Annotated in this window: 13 protein-coding genes; 12 read left to right on the top strand and 1 reads right to left on the bottom strand. The window is 35.9% G+C overall.

The features are described 5' to 3' along the window. The 3 genes from AC1Q7L_RS20110 to AC1Q7L_RS20100 all read left to right on the top strand — a co-directional run bounded on the left by AC1Q7L_RS20110 (position 1) and on the right by AC1Q7L_RS20100 (position 6,117). Positions 1-1,329, top strand: coding sequence for a hydroxymethylglutaryl-CoA synthase family protein (locus AC1Q7L_RS20110; protein ID WP_492307545.1), 1,329 nt, complete (start codon positions 1-3; stop codon positions 1,327-1,329). A gap of 475 nt (positions 1,330-1,804) precedes the next feature. Continuing rightward, positions 1,805-4,618, top strand: coding sequence for a SusC/RagA family TonB-linked outer membrane protein (locus AC1Q7L_RS20105; protein ID WP_492307546.1), 2,814 nt, complete (start codon positions 1,805-1,807; stop codon positions 4,616-4,618). 17 nt (positions 4,619-4,635) lie between these two features. Continuing rightward, entirely contained in the window at positions 4,636-6,117 is a 1,482-nt protein-coding gene (locus AC1Q7L_RS20100) for a RagB/SusD family nutrient uptake outer membrane protein (RefSeq protein ID WP_492307547.1), read from the top strand. Positions 6,118-6,173: 56 nt separating this feature from the next. Here the strand turns inward: AC1Q7L_RS20100 and AC1Q7L_RS20095 are convergent, their stop codons facing one another. Further along, complete coding sequence (locus AC1Q7L_RS20095) at positions 6,174-7,091, bottom strand: AraC family transcriptional regulator (RefSeq protein WP_492307548.1); 918 nt, start codon at positions 7,089-7,091, stop codon at positions 6,174-6,176. 180 nt (positions 7,092-7,271) lie between these two features. On the opposite strand from AC1Q7L_RS20095, the gene AC1Q7L_RS20090 reads away from it, so the two are divergent. The 9 genes from AC1Q7L_RS20090 to AC1Q7L_RS20050 all read left to right on the top strand — a co-directional run bounded on the left by AC1Q7L_RS20090 (position 7,272) and on the right by AC1Q7L_RS20050 (position 25,125). Next, entirely contained in the window at positions 7,272-8,801 is a 1,530-nt protein-coding gene (locus AC1Q7L_RS20090) for an aldehyde dehydrogenase family protein (protein ID WP_492307549.1), read from the top strand. A 394-nt stretch (positions 8,802-9,195) separates the two neighbouring features. Next, entirely contained in the window at positions 9,196-10,233 is a 1,038-nt protein-coding gene (adhP, locus tag AC1Q7L_RS20085; protein WP_492307550.1) for an alcohol dehydrogenase AdhP, read from the top strand. 487 nt (positions 10,234-10,720) lie between these two features. Beyond that, on the top strand, positions 10,721-12,340 hold the full coding sequence (locus tag AC1Q7L_RS20080; protein ID WP_492307551.1) for a hypothetical protein: 1,620 nt from the start codon (positions 10,721-10,723) through the stop codon (positions 12,338-12,340). Positions 12,341-12,854: 514 nt separating this feature from the next. Next, positions 12,855-13,466 (top strand): hypothetical protein, encoded by a 612-nt coding sequence (locus AC1Q7L_RS20075; RefSeq protein WP_492307552.1) that lies wholly within the window; start codon positions 12,855-12,857, stop codon positions 13,464-13,466. Between the two features lie 241 nt (positions 13,467-13,707). Beyond that, positions 13,708-19,257 (top strand): beta strand repeat-containing protein, encoded by a 5,550-nt coding sequence (locus AC1Q7L_RS20070; RefSeq protein ID WP_492307553.1) that lies wholly within the window; start codon positions 13,708-13,710, stop codon positions 19,255-19,257. 76 nt (positions 19,258-19,333) lie between these two features. Continuing rightward, on the top strand, positions 19,334-19,855 hold the full coding sequence (locus tag AC1Q7L_RS20065) for a phage tail-like protein (protein ID WP_492307554.1): 522 nt from the start codon (positions 19,334-19,336) through the stop codon (positions 19,853-19,855). Positions 19,856-20,335: 480 nt separating this feature from the next. Continuing rightward, positions 20,336-22,183, top strand: a complete 1,848-nt coding sequence (locus AC1Q7L_RS20060; protein ID WP_492307555.1) for a phage tail-like protein — start codon at positions 20,336-20,338, stop codon at positions 22,181-22,183. A gap of 42 nt (positions 22,184-22,225) precedes the next feature. Beyond that, positions 22,226-22,882, top strand: a complete 657-nt coding sequence (locus tag AC1Q7L_RS20055) for a phage tail-like protein (protein WP_492307556.1) — start codon at positions 22,226-22,228, stop codon at positions 22,880-22,882. Positions 22,883-23,076: 194 nt separating this feature from the next. Beyond that, positions 23,077-25,125: a phage tail-like protein gene (locus AC1Q7L_RS20050; protein WP_492307557.1), complete on the top strand. Its 2,049-nt coding sequence runs from the start codon at positions 23,077-23,079 to the stop codon at positions 25,123-25,125. The last annotated feature ends 48 nt before the right edge of the window (positions 25,126-25,173 follow it).

The raw sequence follows: 25,173 nt of genomic DNA, 5'->3' as shown, positions 1-25,173 counted from the left end.
ATGACTTTTGGAATCGAGGCAGCTAGCTATTATGTACCGTCTTTATATTTGGAAATTAAAGATTTAGCAGAAAAAAGAGGAATTGAACCCGCAAAATTGGAAAAAGGATTAGGGTTACATAAAATGGGGTTTCCGGATGTTCATGAAGATGCAGCTACTTTCGCAGCAGAAGCTTTATTAAAATTAATAAAAGATTATACGATTAATCCAAAAGATATTGCCAGAATTTATCTGGGTACAGAAAGTGCATTAGATGCAGCAAAACCAACCGCTTCTTACGCAATGCAAATGGTCGAAAAGGTCTTAGAAAGTGAATTTGGAGAAAGATGCTTCCGAAATTGTGATGTTGTTGATATGACTTTCGCATGTGTTGGAGCAGTAGATGCTTTACATAATTCGCTGGATTTTGTGAGAGTAAATCCTAATAAAAAAGCAATCGTGATCGCCAGTGATTATGCTAAATACGAATTAGCTTCTTCAGGCGAATATACGCAGGGCGGTGGCGCGGTTTCATTATTAATTTCTTCAAAACCTGATTTGTTGGAAATTGAAAATAATTGGGGAGTAGCTACTGAAAGTGTGTTCGATTTTTTCAAACCAAGACGTCAATATAAAAAAGAAGATTTAACAAATGCTTCAGAAACTTTTCCGGATAAAATTGAAATTTTTACGGATGAACCAGTTTTTGATGGACAGTATTCAAACCAATGTTATCAGGACAGAATTAGAGAAGCTTACCATCATTATAAAGAAATTACAGGGAAGAACAAGCCTTATGAAAATTGGAAATACCTGATTTTCCATCTTCCTTATGCCTTCCACGGCAAAAGAGTTTTCACTGAAATTTACAGCTTGGAAAACGGACTTCCGTATGAAACTCCAGAGGAACAAAAAGCGGTAGCGAAATCCGAAAATTATATTCAGTTTATTAATGATACAATAGAGAAATCGCAACGTGCATCCTCCGAAATCGGAAATATGTACACCGCTTCAATTTTTATGGCGTTACTTTCAGCATTACAGACTTCTTTTAATGAAAATGAAGAATTAAAAGATTCTGAAATTGGGTTTCTAGGCTACGGAAGCGGATCAAAATCTAAAGTTTTCGCCGGAAAAGTTTCTGAAAATTGGAAAAATGTTGTTTCAGAATGGGATCTATTTGAAAATCTTAAAAACAGAAAATCTATTGATTTTGAAACCTATGAAAAGCTTCATAGAAAGCAATTAGAAGAATCTGTTAATCAAGATTACAAAGGATTTGGGTTGCAATCTGTTGAATCGGAAAGTCCTGTTTTGAAAGGAGCGAGGTATTATCACTATCAGAAATAAGAATTAATTATCATAAAATTCAACTGCCACTTCTTAATGAGGTGGTTTTTTATGTTCTGATTTTAACGGTTTTTATCAAAAATTATGAAATTTTTAAAAATAGAGTGTTTTATTTTCGAAATATTTGGTGTCATTATTTTTTATTAACAAGTCCCAACTTATGATTTAATTGATTTTTTACTTGAAAAGATATTATTTAATAAATATCCTATAAGCCAAATTGAAATTTATGAATTGAGTGAAAAAAAATAAAAATTAAAAAAAATTAGTTAAAAGTATTTTTTGAGCAAGATATTTTTAAGCCATTATGAAAAATACAATAGTTAATTGCCGAAATTTAGCTTTGGTTGAAGAATTTTAATAAATTTTAAGTTGTTGTAATTCAGTTTTTTACATTGTGTTTGTTAGTATTTATTAACAAATTTGCTTCCTTAAAAATACTAAATAAAAAAACATGAATGTGAAATTATGCATTATGACAACAGCTGTTTTATTTTTTACAGGACAGGTTGTAAGTGCTCAGAAAAAAACGAAGGATTCTATAAAAGAAGCCAGTATAGATGAAGTTGTAGTTACGGGATATCAGAAGAAAAGCAAGGATGAGGTTACTTCTGCAATCACCGTTGTATCTGGAAAAGCTTTATCTAATTTCTCTTCTTCAACGATGGGATCTAATGCTTTACAAGGAAAGGCTGCTGGTGTAGATATTTCTGCACTAAATGGTAAACCAGGTTCGGGATCAGCAATTAATGTTAGAGGTTTGGGGAATGTTACTACAAAAGTTGGTGCTTCAAATCCATTGTTTGTTATTGACGGTTTTGTTGTTGGAAATGATCAGAGAGCGCAGGATGTTTTCAACTCTATTAATCCGAGTGATTATGAAAATATTTCTATACTGAAAGATGCAGCTGCTGCAGCTATTTATGGTTCGCAGGGAGCAAATGGAGTTATTGTTTTAACTACAAAAAGCGGAAAATCAGGAAAACCAGTTATCACACTGAGTTCCAGAATAGGTTTCTCCGAGAAGATTAAAGATATTAACTTCAGAATGATGAATTCTGCTGAGAAAATTGATTACGAGAGAAAAATGTATGCTCTCGGTATTAGCGGATACACTGCATGGACAGATTCTAATACTTCTGCAGCTCTGGCTTTAGATCATGATTGGCAAAAAGATATTTTAAGAAGATCAGCAATTGAGTCTTATCAAGTTGGAATTAGAGGCGGAAATGAAAAATCTAAGTATACATTTTCACTAGGTTATGATTCTGATAACGGAATTGTCCAGAATATTCATGCTTACAAAAGATATACGGGTAGAATGAAATATGAAGCAGCTCCAACTGATAGATTGAATTTTGGAGTTTCTACCGGTGTTAATTACAGCATGTCTCAGGATATAAGGGACAGAAATAATGAACAGAATCCTTTTAGAGCAATGTATTCTTATAATCCATACGAACCAGTTTTTAATTTAGATGGAAGTTATAATTCTACGAAAAGAGGATTTCCTATTTTAGAAGCGCTCAAAAATAATCCTGAACGTAACAATTCTCTAATTTTTGATGGTAATATTTTTGCCCAATATAAAATTGTAAATGGGTTAAATTTTAAAACACAGCTTGGAGGATATTTTAATAATATAAGATGGAATAGAAAGGTTTTAAGAGGATCCTTTTTAGATAGATCTTTAGGAATAAATGGAAGTGTTGTGGAACAAAATCAAAATCGTTTCAGATATACAAATTCTAATACATTAAATTATACAAAAACATTTGGTAATCACAGTATTGATTTATTAGGTTTGGTAGAATATACCGAATTCCGAAATGATTATCTTAGTGCAACAGGTAGAAACTTGTCGTCGCCAACTTTAAATGAGCTGGATAATGCATCAACCCCTTTTGAAGTTAAAGGTTATGATGAACTTTACAGAACATTTTCTTACGGAGCTTTTTTAACTTATGATTTTGCTAAAAAGTATATTTTAACGGCATCTGTAAGACAAGATAAAGATTCTAGATTTGGGAAAAATAATGTACTGTCTGAACCATTCTGGTCAGTAAGTGGCGCATGGAATGTGACTAATGAAGAATTTTTGAAGGATAATACCATCTTATCACTATTGAAGTTAAGGGCATCCATTGGTACCAGAGGATATAATAATATTGACCTTAATTTAAATAATACATTAATGTCCGGAAGTAGCTATGGCTCTTTTCCTACTATTGCTCCTAATATAATTTATGGAAATCCAGACTTAAAGTGGGAAGTCACAAAATCACAAAACTATGGAGCTGAATTCGGATTTTTAAATAATAGAGTAAGAGGAACTGTAGATTATTTTATTGATCAAAAAAAGGATTTCATATTTACTGTTCCTAATTTTAGCTCAGAAGGAGGAGCTTATGCTACCAATATTAATGCAGGTGACTTAAAAAATAAAGGTCTTGAAATTAGCTTATCTGCAGATATCATAAAATCTGCAGGCTTTAATTGGAGTATCAGAGCAAATACAAGTTTAATGGACTACAAACTTGTTAAACTACGAAATGGCGAAACTGAAAGAACTGTTGGTACAATAAATCAGCTTAAAGAAGGTGAAGAACCGTTTTCATTCTATTTAGTGAGAAGCGCAGGCATTAATCCCGACAATGGGAATGAAATTTATTATACTAAAAACGGAGGTACAACTGAAATATATAATTCTAATGATGCTGTTTTATTACAGGGTAAATCACCACTTCCTAAACTATACGGAGGCTTTGGAACTACTTTATCTTATAACGGATTTGATGTACAGGCAGATTTTACTTATAAATCTGGTAATTATACTTACAATTATATGGCTCTTAATATGTTGAATTATCCTAATGGAGCTACGAATAATATGAGATCTGATGCTGTTAATTATTGGACGACTCCAGGGCAGACAAATGTATTACCAAGACCTAATACTACAACCAATGCACCTGGAGGAATTACAGGAGTACAAACTACTGACAGGTTCTTGCAAGATGCATCTTATATCAGATTAAGAAATGTAAGTATCGGATATACGTTAGACAAAAGAATATTGGGTGAGTCATTCCCTGTAAACAAAATTAGAGTTTCATTATCAGGACAGAACTTAGCTACTTGGACGAAATTTGAAGGAGATCCGGAAATATCAATTGGTTCAGGAGAAAATCAGACAGCTGCAGGACAAACATTTATAAATGGTGCATTTGCATTATATAGTTATCCTGCGGTAAAAACATATTTATTTGGAATTGAAGTAGAATTTTAAAACACATATTAAAACTTATGAAAAAAATAATCAATATATCATTATTATCACTTGCATCTTTTCTTTCATTACAATGCAGCGATGAAAGATTTGATATTCTTCCTAATAGTCAGGATGCACCCGAAATCATCTTTACAACAGAAGCTAACTATAGATTAGTTTTAGATGGAGCTTATGATGCTTTTAAAAGTCCGACATATTATAATGGTGATACAGGAAGTTCTATTATTTTGGGAGATGTATTGGCCGACAATCTTATCTTAAATACTCAGGGAAGGCAGACGAATAAAGCGGCTTATGAATGGTCATATACCCCAATTACACCAGCGGTTACCTCATTGTATTCATCTGCATATTTTGTAATTTCCAGAGCAAATATTGTTTTAGATAATCTAAATAAAGTTCCCTATACAGACTATATGAAGAATATTGAAGCTGAAGCAAAGGCAGTGAGAGCAATTGCACATTTTGATTTGGTGAGAGCATATTCAAAAATACCTACACAAAGCAGTGATGCATCTTCTTCGTTGGGAATAGCTTATGTAACCACTTTTGATCCGGGTATTAAGCCATCAAGAGATGCTACAGTAACAATTACATATGATAAGATCATTGCAGATTTACAAGATGCATTAGCGAAAATAAATACAACCAATGGAACAATTGGAAGATTAAATAAGACTTCTATTATGGGGTTTTTATCAAGAGTCTATTTATATAAAGGAGATTATGATAAAGCAATACAGTACGGCGAGCAGTGTATTTTAGCAAGTCCATCAGTAGGAGCAAATGCTAATTTTGTAAATGTTTGGAGAGATGCATCTGATGATGGAGAATTATTCACAATATTAAATGCAAATGTTAGTAATGATAACGTAAATGTGGGAGTTGCTTATAATCAAAACTCTGTAAATCCCGCAGGTATTCGTTCAGAATATAATGTAAATTATGATTTGTTTACCAAATATGGTTCTACTGATATTAGAAAGGAGGCATATGTTCTTACATTTAATTATGTAACGACACTTTATAATCACGTAATTAAGTATAGAACAAGAGCTGGTTCTCCTGCACCTCCTGCTCAGGTAGTTGATGTTAAATTCCTAAGATCTGCTGAGGTTTATCTTAATGTTGCAGAAGCTTATATGAAATCTGCAACTCCAAATCAGGCAAGAGCACTTCAATTACTTAATACTTTAAGAACTCAGAGATACGCATCATATGTACCAGGAGCAGAAACAGGAACAGCTTTATTAAATGCAATCTATTACGAAAGAAGATTAGAATTAGCATTTGAAAATGACAGATTCTGGACGATAAAGAGATTAGGACAATCAGTTGTAAGATCAGATTATGGCTCATCTGTTGACGGAGGTGGTGGCGATGCTCCTACAGGCGCGTTGAAAACATTACCTGCAAATAATTTTAGATTTGTATTACCAATTCCTCAGGATGCAATTAATCTAAATCCAAACATGGTTCAGAACCCTGGTTATTAAACATAATATTCAAACAATTTTTTTAAGCTCTGCAAAAATGCAGGGCTTTTTTTTATTTAAAGTATAACCTTATCCTGAAAACTTTTCGGAGTTACACCAACTAATTGCTTAAATACTCTCGTAAAATAATTAGTATCAGAAAATCCTGTCTGATAAGCAGTTTCCTTAATACTGTTCTGGCTCGCCAATAATTCCTTTGCTTTATTAATCCTTTCTTGCAAAATAAATTCATTCGGAGAAGTTCCTAGCTCGTCTTTAAACATTTTAAAGAAATTGGATTTACTTACATAAGCCAACTTAGCAATACTGTCAATTGATAATTTTTGATGAAGATTATTTTTAATATAATCCACTGCAAAACCAATTCTGGATTTATTTTTAGCAATATTTTTCTCAACCATACTTCTTGCTTGGGTTTGCATGAGTCTAATCAACAACTCTTTCAAAGCAAAATCTGCCATAATATCCTTTTGAGAATTATCGTCCATCGCGATTCTCATGATATTGTTGGTTGCAGAAGTAAGAGATTGATTATTAAAAAGAAAATACTCATCAAGCTGAATATTCCATTGTGAAGTTTCGTCAACTTTTGGTAAATGATAATTTAAATGATTTAAAGAATTCTCGATAAATTCTGGATTAAGGCTTAAAGAAATGCATTGTGACGGAGTTTCATCGGCTTCAGGAAAATCAATCACCATTGTTTCTCCGGGGGCAACCAAAATACTTTCTCCCGGAAAATAGTCGAAATAACTCGTTTTATTATCCAGTTTCATATGTTTTTTGCCACGGAGCATGGCTGTAAAAGCGATATTTTCAAAATGAAGTTTTACATCAAAAGCAGTCTTGTGAGTTTCATAGATACTAAATTCACAATTGTTTAGATTAAATTTCGTTTGATTTTCAATTAAGTTTAAAAGCTGATTCTCCGTCTTTAATTCAGGAGTATTTAATAAAAATTTATTATCATTCATTTCTAAACATTTTTTATTGCCACTTCTATCAAATATAGAAATTTATACGCTATGCAGTTGTTAATAAAACTATAAAATTAACCATCTGCACTATTTTGATGTTTTTTTGTAGGATTATGCTATACGTTTGTGCTAGGTAAGTGTAATTTGGTTGAACAGAAAAATTAAAATTATACTAATATGAGCACTACTACAGAACAAAAATCAGACACGACTTTACAGTGGCCTGAATTCAAAAGCAAATACGATAACTATATTGACGGAAAATTTACAGCTCCTGTCAATAGTCAATATTTTGACGTAGTTTCTCCGGTTGACGGCAAAAATTTCACGCAGGCAGCACATTCATCTAAAGAAGATCTAGAATTGGCTGTCAACGCAGCGGAAAAAGCATTTCAGACTTGGAAAGACACTTCTTCAACGCAAAGAAGTATTATTTTAAACAAAATTGCAGACAGGATCGAGGAAAATCTTGAATATTTAGCAACCGTTGAAACCATTGATAATGGTAAAGCAGTAAGAGAAACTTTGGCAGCAGATTTACCTTTAGCGATCGATCATTTCAGATATTTTGCTTCGGTGATCAGAGCAGATGAAGGTTCTCACAACGAATTAGATAAAGATACTGTTTCATTGATCGTTCATGAGCCACTTGGAGTAATCGCTCAAATCATTCCATGGAATTTTCCTTTATTAATGGCAATCTGGAAACTTGCCCCGGCTTTAGCGGCAGGAAACTGTGTAGTTTTAAAACCGGCAGAAAGCACCCCAATTTCTATCATGGTTTTAATGGAAATCATCGGAGATTTGCTTCCAAATGGAGTAGTGAACATCGTTAACGGTTTCGGGGCAGAATTGGGAAGAGCGTTGGTTACGAATCCAAAAGTGAATAAAGCGGCATTCACAGGTTCTACGGCTACAGGTCGTCTGGTAATGCAATATGCAACAGAAAATATCATTCCTGTGACATTAGAATTAGGTGGAAAATCTCCAAATGTTTTCTTTAGTTCAGTGATGGATGCAGACGATGCATTTTTAGACAAAGCAATCGAAGGTGCGGTTCTTTTTGCTCTAAATCAGGGTGAAATCTGTACTTGTCCGTCGAGATTATTGGTTCAGGAAGACATTGCAGATGCATTTATTGCAAAAGTGATCGAAAGAGTAAAAGCCATCAAAGTCGGAAATCCTCTTGATAAAACGGTGATGATGGGAGCTCAGGCGTCTCAGATTCAAAAAGATAAAATTCTTTCTTACATCAAATTAGGAAAAGAAGAAGGTGCTGAGGTTCTTGTCGGAGGTGAAGTGAATCATGTTGGAGAAGGTCTTGAAAACGGATATTACATCCAGCCAACGATCTTCAAAGGAAACAACAGAATGAGAATTTTTCAGGAAGAGATTTTCGGACCTGTTTTGGCGTTCACGACTTTCAAAGATGAAGAAGAAGGAATCAAAATTGCGAATGATACAATTTATGGTCTTGGAGCAGGAGTTTGGACGAGAGATGCGCATCAGTTATACAACGTTCCGCGCCAGATCCAAGCGGGAAGAGTTTGGGTCAATCAATACCATTCTTATCCTGCAGGAGCACCTTTCGGAGGTTATAAACAGTCAGGAATCGGTCGCGAAAACCACAAAATGATGTTAGATCACTACCGTCAGACCAAAAACATGTTGATTTCTTACAACAAAAACAAATTAGGTTTCTTTTAATTTTAAATATTAGGGCGTGCCCGTTTGCCTCAGCTTAGGCCGAGGCAAAACGGTCGGGCTATCCAGGGCTCCACTTCGTTTCGGTACTCCGCTTCGCTCCGCACTATCGTTTTTCAAACGAGACCCTTCCTATCCCTCACGCAAAAAGTACGTTTATTTTCACTTATTTGGTATTTTCCGGATGAGCAGGATATCTTATGAGCCTTGTCAAGGTTCAAAACCTTGACAAGGCTTAAAAAATTAAGATAAAACCTTTTGCGACCTTATTTAAGTGAAACGCCTTTGCGGACTTAAAATATACAGTTTACTGACAAAAAATCTTAGCGTCCTTTGCGTTAAAATAATTATCAATTTAAATTAAACAAACTAAGAACTAACTCAAAAAAATCAAAATATGATCCCAAAAACAATGAAAGCCGCAGTTGTTCAAGGCTATGGACAACCGCTACAAATCCAGGAAGTTCCTGTAAAAGTACCGGGAAGATATGAAGTATTGGTAAAAGTAATTGCCTGTGGTGTTTGCCACACAGATTTACATGCTGTAGACGGCGACTGGCCTGCAAAACCCAAAATGCCATTAATTCCCGGTCATGAAGGAGTCGGAATTGTCGTAGCCTGCGGACCGGAAGCGATGGTAAAAGAAGGAGATGCAGTTGGAGTTCCGTGGCTGTATTCTGCTTGTGGCTGTTGTGATTATTGTATCACTGGTTGGGAAACATTGTGTCATGCTCAGCAGAATGGCGGATATAGCGTTGATGGTGGTTTTGCAGAATATGTGATTGCAGATTCAAGATATGTCGGACATTTAAAATCAGATGTCAACTTTTTAGAAATTGCCCCAATTCTTTGCGCGGGAGTAACCGTTTATAAAGGCTTAAAAGAAACCGAAACAAAGCCTGGAGAATGGGTGGCTATTTCAGGAATTGGCGGATTGGGGCACGTTGCCGTACAATATGCAAAAGCAATGGGAATGCATGTTGCTGCAATTGATGTTTCAGATGATAAATTAGAATTAGCAAAAAAATTAGGAGCAGATTTAGTGGTCAATGCAAAAAACACAGATCCTGGAGAATATCTACATAAGGAAGTCGGCGGAATGCACGGCGCATTGATCACAGCTGTTTCTCCAATAGCTTTCAAACAGGGAATTGATGTTCTTAGAAGAAAAGGAACAATAGCTTTAAATGGTCTTCCTCCCGGTTCTTTTGAGTTACCAATTTTTGAAACAGTATTGAAAAGAATCACAGTAAGAGGTTCAATCGTTGGAACAAGAAAAGATCTTCAGGAAGCATTGGATTTTGCGAATGAAGGATTGGTGAAGGCAACGGTAACTTCAGCAAAATTAGAAGACATCAACGAAGTTTTCGATAAAATGAAAGCAGGGCAAATTGATGGCAGGATCGTTCTCGATATTGCGGGAAGTGAAAGTTAAATTATATTGAGTTTAAGAAGTCCGGTAGAGTTTTTCTCCGGACTTTTCTTTGATAAATATTCATTGTGTTTTGTGCGAAATTGGGATTTTCTTACCTCTTTTTCCACTATATTGAAAGGACTTAATTCTTATAATCTTTGACTGTAAAAGTTTGAAAGAGATCAGAAAAAATTACAGTTTAGAGTTGAAGATGCAAGCAATATCTTTAAGTGAACAGTGAGGCAATGTATCTTTAGTAGCTAAAGAATCGGGGATTAAGTAAAAAGTTTTGACCATTTATATAGAAAGTTGAAATTTTTACTTTTTACTATATTAAATATAAAATAAAGTAAATTGTAACTGATTATTTGATGAAAAATTTTCTATTATAAATTGTATTCACTAATAATTGATAATTAAAATGAATTTTTCTGCTAATATTCCATCATTATTGTATTTTTGGCTTTCTTTTTAATCAAGCAAAAAACTAACTGAAAACCATACCCCCATGAACACGAAACTCTACTTATTGTTTATTCTGTTTTCGTTCAAAGTCTTATGGGCACAAAATGTGGAACCTGCGGGCAATACTCCTGAGACAAAAGCTATCGACAAAGAATTAAACAAAATTCTTAAAGACAGTAAAACATTTATTGACCCAAAACATGAGCCACAACTTTTAAAATTAAAATCTGAATCACAAAAATATGCTTACGAAGACGGCGTTCTGCGTAGCGGTGATTATTTAATGGGGTTGTATATGGGGATAGAAAAAGATAAGAAAGTAATAGATCTCGGAAACGAACTAAAAAAAACGGCAAAAAATAAAAAAGATACATACGGCCATATATCCAATATTTATAGACGAAATGCATTAGTATTAGGATATTTTGGACTACCTGATGCAAGTCTAATGGATTTTAGAAAAGCAATTAGCTACGCATCAGAAATTGAAAATAATGATAAAAAAAGAAGATCACTTGCATATACTTATGAAAATATGAATATCTACTATGAAAGTAGAAAAAAAGAAAAAGGTACAATTGACTCCATGTATAGTAATTACATGAAAAGTCTTGAAATGGCAAAAATGATAAGTAACAGAGGAAACATTGTATCTATTGATGAAAAATATGACCTTATCGCTTATAACAATATGCAAGTAGCCATACTATATCTGGATGATATACAAAAAAAAGACAGATTAAGTTTGGCAGAAAAGCATCTTTTGGATGCGTTGGAAATTTATGAAAACAAAAAACTTAACACTGATCCGGTAAACAAAGCACAAACCTATAATGTCATATCTAGACTGTATCTTGAAGAAAAGAAAACAGAAAAATCGATTGAATATAGTGTAAAAGCACTAAAATTTGAAAAACAACATAGCAATCCCAACACAAGGCTGCAATCTTATAAACTTCTTCTTGAAGCTTATTTAGAAAAGGATGATAATGAAAATTCAAAATTTTATCAATCTGCATATACCATTCTTAATGACAGCTTATATTCCGAAGAAAGGAAAGCATCTAATTCTACCATGAAGAAAATGGTCGCTCAAATTGATACGGAAAATAAGGAAAATTATAAAAACCTATGGATCATTACAGGAGCTTTCATATTAATTGCAGGATTAGCAACAATTATTCTTTGGCGAAGAAACAATAAAAAGCTGCATAAGAACTACGAGTTGATGATAGACAAAATTAAAAATGAATCAGTACCTCATACGATAGAAACCAATACAGTACCCAAAAATTTAATCTCATCTGATACGGAAAAAAGAATTCTTGATCAATTGGAAGCTTTTGAAAATTCAGAAGAGTTTCTTAAGCCCAATCTCACCATCAGTTTGCTTTCTACTCAGCTAAATACAAATGCCAAATATCTTTCTGAAATCATAAAGAATCACAAATCTCATAGTTTTAGCAGTTATAGCAATAGTTTAAAGATTGACTATATCGTTCATAAACTCTATAATGAACCAAAGTATCGAAGCTATAAAATAAGTCATCTTGCGGAAATCTGCGGATATGCATCGCCACAGGTCTTTTTTGTAGCTTTTAAAAAAATAAATGGAGTAACACCCGCTTATTTTATTCAGAAACTTAATGAAGACAACATCTAATTTTATTCAGCAAGGATAAAATAAAAAATCTTTTTATCTATAATTTTATCATTTCGAAAACAAATCAATTTTTTGATCTCATTGTAAATCTTCTACATTCAGTCTCTAAAACACAGAATAATTATATGTAGAATTTTTGCTCACAATCATGTTAATATTAAAATCATAAATCCATTGCCTGTTGCGATGGATTTTTTATTTAGATTCCTTAAAAAACAATTGATATTTTTAATTTTAAGAAATTGTTGTTGTACAACTTTACTAGAATGTACTATAATTTCATATCCGTTCTTGATTAAACTAATCATTTTTTCCATTGACAGTTATTTCGTTAAAACAGATAAAGCACTGCAAATCAATTGTATTTATTTGTAAAACAATAATTTTTATCAGAATTACAGAATTGCTTATAGCATCTTTTATTTAACCATAAAATATCACTGTAATATTGTCCAAGATTCCAATAAGGATATTTCCTCTTACTTATTGAAATAAAATCATAAAAACTAAAACTGTGAATGATGCAAAAGGACAAGAATCCAATTTTCCCAAACGTGGCACAAATTACCACGGGAAATTTGGTTTCTTTTTTTCATTATTTCTAATTCTTATTTCTAATTCTGTTTTCGCTTTTCCAGACAAGGCTTCCTCTGAAAATGTTGTAGACTCTTCTATTGTATCCTCGGTTGATCAAACAGCAGCAACGGTAATTCGTGTTGCAGAAGGAACCAGCGTATATGGAATAGAAAATTTTTCACAAACATTTAAACCCTTATCCTCTTCCATTAGTAAAGGTTATAAGAAACATGTGAAGAAAAAAGTAAAAGCAGTTGTAAAGGCGAAAAAGGAAGTTCAGATTGAAAATAAAATTCCAAAGCCGGAAATCACAACACACATATCAAAAGATCCGTCAGACAGTTCTTTTCAAACAGGCGGTGATTCTATTAAAGTTGGAACTATTACAATCAACAATACTTTCAAATCTGCTGAGTTGATCCAAACGTATGATTTTGCAATTTCTAATTTATATAATAAAAAGTTCTACTACACATATTCTTTTCCTTTTATAAAGAGTATTACAGACCGGTATAATTTTACAAGGCCTCCACCTGCCATACTATCTTAATTCATAATTAAATGGAAAATCTGCCAAACTTTATAAATCTTTCTTCTAATAGATTTATTTTATAAGGTTGAAGAGAATATTAATCTCTAATTAATTTTTTCATTTGAGATACTTGCTGTCATTCATAAAGCACATCTCAAGAGAAAATTTGCACACAATTTTCCACGGAATTTTTTCTAATTCAGGTTTAAAGTTAATTACACTTAATCTGAAATGTATAACCAAAATAAATATCGAAAATATGATCCCTCAATATTTTCTAAGAATAATAAGCATTGCATTAATTTGCACAATTGTTCCAATATTCGGACAGTCGCCGGGAGGAGTTACTCCTGCTGCCTGGTACAAAGCTGATGCTTCGGGTACATTGTTTTCAGACGCCGGAGTTACCGGCTCAGCTAATAACTCGACAGTATATCAATGGAATGATGCTCAAGGTAACGGATTCAATCTTTTGCAGGCAACTGCCGGATTACGCCCTACATTTTCAAATAGTACCACGTTAGCAAACTTTAATCCCACTGTTACATTTCAGAGTAAATGGATGGAGTTCCAACCTGGAGCTGGAGTAAATATCATAGACCGTACAAATGGAACATTATTTACGGCAGGATATCTAAATACATTAACACAAGGTGGTATTTTCGGATTCGATTCTACTATGGATTATCCGGGATTACATACTTCTAACAATGGACTGAATAATTTATTGTTTTTTACCGGAGGTCCGGGTTATCAAGGAGTAACTAATAATAGTTTTCAAAGTAATTTTTATTTCACCGCAGGTGCAAACTGGCAAAATGGAGCGGGTACAAATGCTTCATATGCAGCCTCTACAGTATCTCTCAATGGTAGTAGAACAGATTACTCTGGAAGTCAGCTACAAAATGCTGTTCTTGATGTCAATGCAAGAGATATCCGCGTAGGTGGAGATACCAATTATGGTTCTATAAACGGCCAGGTAAACGAAATGTTGATCTTTGAGAATAGACTTAATGCTGATGAAATGGATCGGGTTGAGTCTTATTTGGCAATAAAGTATGGAACTACTTATGCTCAGGGAACCAGAGATTATAAAAATTCAGCTAGTGGTGTAGTCTGGAGTGCTTCAGGAAATACAGGCTATAACAATAATATTGCAGGTATTGCTAGAGACGCTACGGGATTGAACCAAAAACAGTCTTGGAGTACGAATTCGGGCAAGCAAGTATTAATTTCAACAACCGGATTAGCAAATACTAATGTGGCGAATGCAACTTCTCTTAATAATGGACAGTATTTAATCTGGGGAGATAATGGTTTAAAACAAAGTCTTGCTGTTCCTATTAGTGGAATTACAGGAGTTAACTATCGTTTCGAATCTATCTGGAAAGCTCAGAATACAGGAAGTGTTGGTACGGTACGTATTGCTTGGCCATCAGGATTAACTAATTTAAGACTTATTCAGAGTGCTGACGCGGTGATTAACAATACAGATACAGTAACGGATATGTCTGTCAATACTCAGACTGTAAATGGTGTTATCTATAATTATGCAGATGTAACATTGGCAAATGGCCAGTATTTTACCTTTGCAGCGTATGTGCAGACTCCTGGAGGAGTTGCTTTACCAGCAGTATGGCTAAGAGCAAACGATGGAACCAACACAACTACAACAGGAAGTAATGTAACTTCATGGGTCAACTATGGCCTATCTGGCGGTAAAGCAGTACAGGCTTATACAGGATCTCCTGTTTTTCAGAATGCAATTCATAATTTTAATCCTTCTGTTACAGATAATACTTTATCAACACATGATGGATTAGTTTTGGCTGATGTTTTCCCGGACTTTTCACACAGAGACTTGAGTACTTTTGTATTGCAGAGTCAGGCTAATCTTGCACAACAACTAACGATGGTGTCTTTTGGGAATAATGTTGTTCCGGGAAGCAGCTTAGATGTGCCCTGGTTTGCGAGTCAATCTGCAACTGAATCCTATTTCTTCTGGCAGGACAATTATCAGGCAACGCCTAACTATCCTAATTCTTTAGCGAGATTTAGTAATATCCCTACCATTAATTCTTATTATCTGCCAAAATGGATATCTGGAACCCATACCACTACTTTGAGTATGAATGGAGCTACATCAACTGCATCCGGAGGTGTGAATGCTAACAGGGGAATTGGGAATAATTTATTTATCCATGAAGATGGTGGTACAAATAACTCTTCAGGAGGAAATATCTCAGAAGTTATCAGTTTCGACAGAGTATTGACCGATACAGAAAAACTACAGGTGAATTCTTATTTAGGGATTAAGTATGGTATTACCCTTACAAATGCATTGGGCACTTTACCAACTGATTATCTGAATCGTTCTGCAACAGTTGTATGGAATTCAACAACTAACACCGGATATAACAGCAACATTGTCGGGATCGCGAGAGAAGATGACGGAGCATTAAATCAAAAACAATCTAAAAGTGTCAATGACGGACAAAAACTAATTATTGGGGCGGGAAATTCCTTAGCCGATACAAATGCCCTTAATACAAATAGCTTAACGAACGGTCAATTCTTAATAGTCGGAGATAATGGTTTAAAGCAAGGTCTTTCTGTAGCTTTAGCTAATCCTGCAGCTCCCGGAGGAGCTACTAGTTATCGTTTTGCTTCTATTTGGAAAGTACAAAATACATCAAGTGTAGGAACTGTTACAGTGGCTTGGCCTTCGACAGGGATGCAAGGATTTCATTTAGTCCGTTCTACTGATGCAACAATAGATGCTGCGGATACATTTATTCCAATGTCTGGAACAACAACAGTTAATGGTGTTACGTATAACACAGCAACCGTAACATTTGGTGATGGAAATTATTTTACTTTCGCTGCATACGTTCATGCTCCGGGAGGTGTACTTTCTTCACTTTGGTACAGAGCTGATAAAGGGGTCGCTCCAGCAACTGGCGCAGTAACAACTTGGACAGATTACTCAGCAGGTAAAGTACCTGTTATACCTACATTATCAAGCAGTACATCTGCTCCGACCTCAGTGACCGGAACCGGACTTAATCTAAACTTTAATCCAGGAGTAACATTTGTACCTGCAAATGCTTTAGGAAACACAAGTGTTCTAAATTCTCTTTCAGGAGCAAATTACACAGTCTATACAAGCACTACTCCGGTTACAGGAAATAACTGGGATAGAATTATGGGATTAAATTATTCAAATCTAACAGGGGGTAACTCTTATGATAGTCCCGGACTTGGTGCCGATAATGTAATAGTTAGAACTAATACAGCAGCAGCTCCTTTATTTAGTACAGTTGCTACAGGGTATAGATATAATCAGCTTACAAATACTACAATTGTAAGAAACAGTTTTACCAATACATTATTTACAAGAGCGTTCAATGGAGCTGTTCCTGCAGGAAACGTTACTTATTCCAGCGTAACAACAGGTCCAGATGGAGGAATTATATTGGGAAGAAATGCAAATGCCGGCGGTGATGATGATGGAGCCGGAATGACCATGTCTGAAACTATTGTTTTTGATGGTACACTTTCTGCAAATGATGTCAACAAGGTTGATTCATACCTGGCCATAAAAGGAGGTATTACATTAAATACTGCCAATACTCCAAATTATTTAAGCAGTAGTTCTACGAATGTATGGAATGGTTCCGTGAACACTGGCTACAATAATAATATTTTTGGTATCGCATATGATTATGTCTCTGATTTACATCAAAAACAGTCAAAAAGCATTAATGATGGGCAGAAATTAATTATCGGTGCCGGAGGTGCATTGGCAAATACAAATGCTTTAAACATAAACACTTTAACAGACGGACAATTCCTAATGGTAGGAGACAATGGATTAAAACAAAGTCTTACAATTCCTATCAGTGGAATTACAGGGGTTAATTATCGTTTCGAATCTATCTGGAAAACTCAGAATACAGGAACTGTTGGAACGGTACGGATTATTTGGCCTGCAGGTTTAACTGCGCTTAGACTGATTCAGAGTGCTGATGTTGTAATTGATAATACAGATACGGTAACAGATATGTCCCTAAATACTCAGACAGTGAATGGTGTTACTTATAACTATGCAGAGGTAACATTGGTAAATGGACAGTATTTCACTTTCGCGGCATTTGGACATGCTCCGGGAGGTGTTATCAACGGACTAAGCCAGTGGTACAGAGCAGATATTGATGCTGCTAATACCGGGAACAGTACAGACGTAACTTCTTGGAAAGATTATTTTGCAGGTACAGTTTCAGCTCAGATTGCAGGAAAAGCATTACCGAAATATAAAGTTGGAGATGTTACTTCTTTCAACTACAATCCGGGAGTTAGTTTTACAGCAATTACTCAGACATTGGGTAATAATACTACGCAAACAATTACCAATACGAGCAATGATATATTTACACTTACTAAGAGCGGAATAACATCCCCTTCAAGTCCAAACCCTCACTTCTTCAGTATAACGGCAAATAATGCGACAACTGATGCTTCGTCTTGGGATTATTTAGGATTTCTACCAAGTACTGTGATAGAAAGAAGACCTGTAGGAGGCGGAACACAATTACCTGGTTCAGGATTAGATTATTCTGCAACAATTCCTAGTATAATGTATAATACATTCACCAATACAACTTTAGCAAGAGGGCTGAATGGTGCAGCTAATGTTGGTACAGTAAATACCGGAGCAATGGGTCTTGCATTAGGAGGTCATGTATTTGGTGATACCCGTTGGACTGGCAATACCAGCGATAACGGAGGTATTATAGGAGATATCGGTGAAACCATCATCTACGGTGGCGGAAATATTACCACAGCAGAAAGAAGAAAAGTTGATACTTATCTTGCCATTAAATATGGTATTACATTGGGACGTGTTGCAACAGATCATTACATAGCAACAGAAGGAAGTACAGTTTGGAGTGGTGCGCTAAATACAACTTATAATAATAACGTATTTGGTGTCGCTAAAGATAATATTGAGGCATTTGATCAAAAAGTATCAAAAAGTGTCAATGCGGGTACAATACTTACGGTTGCTACTACTAATAATTTTGTATTACCAAACCTTGATGCAAGCCGTAGTGCATTTACAAATGATGTTACTTACTTTTTGTTGGGAGATAATAATATTACAACGACACCACTTGCAAACCTTACAGTCTCTTCAGCACTTTATAGAAGAATTGCAAGAACATGGCTGTCTCAACGTACCAATACTCTCGGAGGTTTATACTTCGAAAGTAACCTTGTTGCTTACACAGGAATTGGAACTACTCTGGGGAAAACTGTCTTTATGTTGATTGCAGATGATCCTGCTTTTACCACTAATGTAAAAGTTGTATCAGGTACAAGCACAGGATCCGGTAAATGGGTCTTTAACAATAGTTTTGACACAGACAACACTGCCAGATATATCACTTTCGCAGAAGGAGATGCTCTTACAGCATGTTACAAGCCTGGTGCTGTGGCAAGTGTAGGTAATCCTGCATTGATCAGTAAAGTAGGTATTAGTTCTCTTGACAGAGCGGGTGCGGCAGGCGATAACTGGCCTGCAGTGCGTACAGGAGCATGGTTGGTGTTAGAAGCTAAAACAAAAGGTTTTGTTCCGAACAGATTGGCATTTTCAGCAGGAAATCCTGTAGGTATTGCACCTGCGAATTTTGTAGAAGGAATGTTGGTATATGATATTACTAATAAGTGTATGAAAATGTACACTTCACAGGATGGAGGTACTACTTACGGATGGTACTGTTTAACGACACAGACTTGTCCGGACTAGATATTAATTAGTTATGGTTGGGGGTTGAGGAATTCATGTCTCAGCCTCCTTTTTATTAAACATAAACTCAATAGCAATGAAAAAAATAATAACATTATTAATGGTTTCTTTTTCCACTTATTGTATCCATGCGCAGATTGGAATCAGTAAAGCGAGTGTGTCAAACGGATCTGTTTCTCTGGAATTTGGTGATACAGAAAACAGAGGACTTATTCTCCCATACGTCACAGATAAAACCGGGATCACGGAAAATGGAACAGTAATCTACGATACCACAGATCATAAAGTAAAATACCTGAAAGATAACAGCTGGTTCGACCTAAGTGTTGATACTACCGGAACAGCCGATCTAAGTATTCAGGGAAATGATAAGACAGAGCAGCCCGGAGCTAAAGTTACGATTTACACAACAGGAGGTACGGATAATACGCCGGGAATACTTGTATTAGGAGACACCAATAAAGCAATGGTCTTACCAAAAGTGGCAAGTCCACATCTTAACATCATTAATCCGAGTGCGGGAATGATGGTATATGATACTACAAAAAGACAGCTTGCCGTATACAACGGTACAGTTTGGTCTTTCTGGAAACCATAAAAACTCAAGGGAAAAAGGAAGGCATTTTTCAGTCTTCCTTCTTCTATTTTAAAATAAAAAAACAACACAAAAACAAAAAAATTATGACGAACTACACTACAATGTATCTCTTCTGATACAGTTTTAAAAAAGAAATCTTAGCAGATTTATATAGAAGTATGAAACAAACAATTTATGATGAGGTCGCATTTCTGTTTAGGATTCACAATATATGCTGAAATATCATTTTAGTATACCACCAGATTACTTTGTCACTATTATTATAGTTTACAAAGCTGATGCTACTGTAAGAATATAATCTGTATATCATTTAAAGAATAAACATACGCTTGTATTCTTCTGTCAAACAAATTTTTCCGGCTCTATACAATGTATGATAACAATACTGCGGTTATTTCTATAAAAGATTTAAAAGCAGCATTCATGGGAAAATTATATAAATTCTGAAACAACAAAAAAATATAAAAATAGCATACATATATGAAAAACACATTACTATTAGCTACGGTGGTTTTTTCCTTTTTGATGACAAGAGTATCAGGTCAGATCGGAATCAATACACCAACCCCCCATACAAGTGCAGATCTTGAATTGGGGTCTAACAATAAAGCACTTTATCTTAATAGAGTAGCCAATACAGGAGCTGTGGCAAATCCTCAAGTAGGGATGATTATTTATGATGTAACAAACAATTGTATAAAAGCCTATCAGGGTATTCCGGCGCTATGGTCTGATTGCTTCAGCGGAACGGCGGTAGCTTCCGGAACAATAACTTCTCTTACCTGTAGTTCTGCAACGCTGAATCCTGCGGGAGTTGCACAGGGACAGCCCTATTCCGGGACACTTACAGTACCTTATAATGGAGGGGATGGTGGCTATTATCCTGCACAAACCATAGCATCAACAGGAATTACCGGACTAACGGCGACTTTGCAGGCTGGTCTATTTGCAACAGGAAATGGAAGTCTTCATTTGTCAGTAAGTGGTACTCCATCTGCTTCGGGAACAGCTTCTTTTCCTATCAGTATAGGCGGGCAAACGTGTACTGTATCGCTCCCTGTTACTGCAAATTCTTCAGGAGTATTACCGGGTTCTATCACTTTAATGCAGAACAGAAAATATTGGATGATCTCCCTATATGATCAGGATTATCTCCCATACACAGCCCCTACAGGACCCGCGACTACCAATACGGTAAACGCAGACGGAGTGAATGAAGCCACATTATTAAATCTACAGGGAACTATCACCACTACTGGTATTACCGTAAGTATCCCTGTGGATAATGCTTCGGGAAGCGGAAACATCAATGCCTGGAGCAGTATTATTACCGTTCCGGCATCTCTCACTCAGGATGGAATCTCTCGCCAATTGGAGCTTCTGTGGGCATCACAAGCCTACACTGGCGCTACAACTTCTATTACAGCAACTATAAGATCTATTGGCGGTACACTTAATGTAAAGCAGTTAGATCTTAATGCAGGCCTTGGTACCGATTATCTGGGAATATTACTGGGAATGTTTCAGTATCCTTATAACAGCACAGGAGCATTAACGAATTATGAACTGAGAGATATCCCGGGTATCCCCGACAGAATGTTTGGATTGCAGGATAATGGAGGAGCGGGTACCCAAAATAGGCACAATTTCCTCTATCTCCCGGTATTGGCAGAAGATGGAAAAATATGGCTGAATAATAATTTGGGGGCTACCTATTCCCTAGTGGGAAATGCCAATTTTAATCCTCTTCAGCAAGCTACGGCAGGCAATGATTTCAGAGCATTCGGAAGCTGTTTCGAATGGGGCAGAAAGCCTGATGGACATGAGCTGATGAACTGGACGAATGGATCCAGTGGCACAGGGGTAAATACCGTGAGTACTGTAAAAAGTGATAATCCTACCCACGCACAATTTATCTATACTACTACAGGAAATGCTACTTCGGATTGGAGGGTAAACCTGGATAATACATTATGGCAAAGTGAATCGAGTGCCAACAACCCTTGTCCACGCGGTTTCAGAGTGCCTGCGACTTTTGAAGTGAATAACTGGATGGCGAGAGCACGTGTAACAGGCGAAGGATTTAACAACTCTGGATACAATACGGCACTTAAGATGTCTTTAGAGCCTACGCGTGCAGGAAATTCGGCAACATTTGGAGACTTTGGAGGATATTGGAGTTCTACCACCACAACAGCTGTAGCTCCGGCAGCAGGGTATATTTATGTCATGATTTATGAATTTTCAGCCGGTGCATCACAAGATGCAAGACCTTATGAAAATAGTACACGTATGAATGGCCATGCTGTGAGATGTATTCAAAATTAGGACAGTGATTTATTTAGCTAATAATACCAAATAATTAAGAAAATGATGTTTAAACAGTTGATAAAAACATTAGCATTTTTGGTGAGTGCCATGATGTATAGCCAAATAGGGGTGAAGACAGAAACGCCTCATGAAAGTGCGGATCTGGATCTTGCCTCTAATAATAAGGCCCTGTATCTTAACAGGGTAGCCAATACCGGAGTAATTGCCAATCCTCAACCGGGAATGATGATATATGATCTGACGGATAAATGTGTAAAAGGGTATCAGGGATCTCCCCCGGCATGGTCAGAATGTTTCAGAAGCAGTGCAAGCGCCAAAGCAGCCCAACTTATAAAAATAGGATACACAAAGGACGGATGGGATTTTGTGAATAACAATAATTTATTGATCAGCCAGCTGGAGTCTGCGTTGAAATATAATCTCGCGGAAAAACTAAAGAAAACGAAAAGTTTTACCCTGTCAGATGTAAATGTGGACTTGTCTAATACAGATTTATCTGCGGTTGATCTTAAAAGTAAATATGATGTTGTTATTTCAGATAAAGATTGGTTCTCTCCTGATGATGCCATGAAGATGAATGCTTATATAGGCTTAGGGGGAATAGTGATTAATGCAAAGAAAACTGATAAAAATGCGATGGGTTACAGTTTAGAACATGTTCAGAAAATAAAGGGATCTAATAAGAGCATTAAATAGTCTGATAAGCAACCATCAGTACACTATTATAATTCGAATTTATAATGCAAAACTAAATAACTAATATTTTTTTAGAGTAATCATCACTAAAAAGGGGTGCTCTGATTTTAACAAACCATGAAAATATTATTTCAATGGAAACTTGAGTACAAGTATAAAAACAAGCAATATTTAAAAACAAAATTCTAATACTAATGAAAAAATTTACATTACTAGCAGGAGCGCTTATCTTAGTAAGTGCAACAGTTTCAGCCCAGATCGGAGTAAACACAGCAACTCCTAAAACAACAATGGACGTAAGTGCCAAGCGTGATACAGGAGGCAATATAACGGATAATACCCAGATATTGGGGCTTCAGGCTCCACGTCTTACCCGTGCTGAGCTTACAGCCAATACCGCAACGTATGCAGCGGATCAGAGAGGTGCTTTGATCTATATTACCGATATATCAGGAGGTGATACATCTGGACAAAGAGTTAATATCAACGAAGCTGGATATTATTCTTTTGACGGAAATGTATGGCAGAAAGTATTATATAAAAATATATATAATTCTGATGGCTCTTTAGTAGGAGCTGGAGCTTCTCGAACAATGACATTGAATGGTAAAGAATTTAATATTACTGGACCAAATCAAAGGACTTCGTGGAGCACGACGGGTGTTCTGTACCAGGAAAACCGTCAGGGTTCTGGAGGAAATGGTGCAATTGTAATTTCCGGAGGGAACAGTTCTAACTTGTTTTTACAACAGTTTTATAATGGACCTGCACAAATTCAGGCTGCTTCTAATTCCACCTCTCTGGATATAGGAACAAATGGCTCTACTGCTTCTGCCCCGCTTACCATAAGCACAAGTATAGGAGGAGGTGCATTAGCGACGGAAAAGATGCGTATCACCGGAGAAGGCAATGTCGGGATAACGACTACCAATCCTCAAGTTACATTAGATGTTGCAGGAACTCCTGCTACTGCTACTATTCTGGACGGTATAAGAGCTCCAAGGTTAACAGGAAGCCAGATGAGAGCTAAAACATATACAAACAACCAGTTAGCTGCAATAGTTTATGCAACAGCAGCTGATACGGCTCCGGCAGGGCAGACTATTAACGTTACTTCTGCAGGATATTATTATTTTGACGGAACTGCATGGCAGAAAATGAAAATAAATGATGTGAATATTTATAACAATAACGGATCATTAACAAGCAGCAGAACTTTAACCAATAATGGATTTTCGCTAACTTTTGCCGGTGCTGAACAGTCTACAATCTGGTATAATGACGGAGGAATAAACCAAAGAGGATTTGGCAATGGTAAGAGAGGAAGTATTATTATAGCATCTGATGATAATAATAGTAACGGAATAAACTCTAATCTTCAATTGTTTCAGGATCCGGAGAGCGCAAGTCAAATAGTATCAACAAGTGATTCCCGTGGATTTTATTTAGGGACTAGTTATACTACAACTACTGCCCCTCTTATATTTACAACAAGTGCAGGCTCAAGTGCGGTCGGTACAGAAAAAATGAGAATAACAGGGGAAGGAAATGTTGCTATTAATACATCTCCTCCTACCGAAAGACTTGATGTCAACGGAAATACCCGTCTAAGAGTTCTTCCTTTAAACGGAACAGCTAATGCAATTTATACTCAAGGTGGCGGAGGTGCTTCTGCAACTCAAAACCAAACTTTTACAGCGACAAGGACGGTAGTTGCTGATGCGAATGGTGTATTAGGATATGTTACTGGTCTTCCAACAACTGCCGGTTCAGGTGGTGGTACTATAAATATCGGGGAAACTCTATCAAGAGTTTACACTGTTCCTGCTGCTACAGCAAATGCGAGTTCTTTTAACCTGAAAACTTATGTTACTGCAAACAGTCTTTCTGCTTTACCTCAATTAGACGGGTTAGAAATGAATTTACAGGGAGTAAGCTCATCATATTATGATCCTAGAGTCTATAATGTTGCGACGGGTACACAATTGGTAAGTTATCAGACCTTTGCAACTCAGGTAAATGAAAATGAAACTTCTCTTAACAATAGTTTGACATCAGGAAACTTTGTACAGGTTGATGCCAACAATATTGTATTCTGGACTAATTCTGCTGCAGAAGTTATTACAACCAATTTACAGGTTCAGGTGGATCCTGTTACCTACAGATGGTATGAATTCAAATGGTGGTGTATGGAAGTTGGTACTGAAAAGAAAATATTTCTTTCTGTGACTAGAAAAGGCTAATTATAGTTATTAATAGTTTTAAAAAAGCAAAAGGAATTCCCGTAAGTT

Source organism: Chryseobacterium sp. GW823-FHT05E08 (assembly GCF_058795655.1).
Note: the sequence above shows the minus strand (reverse complement) of the source record. Positions and strands in the feature narration are given on the sequence as shown.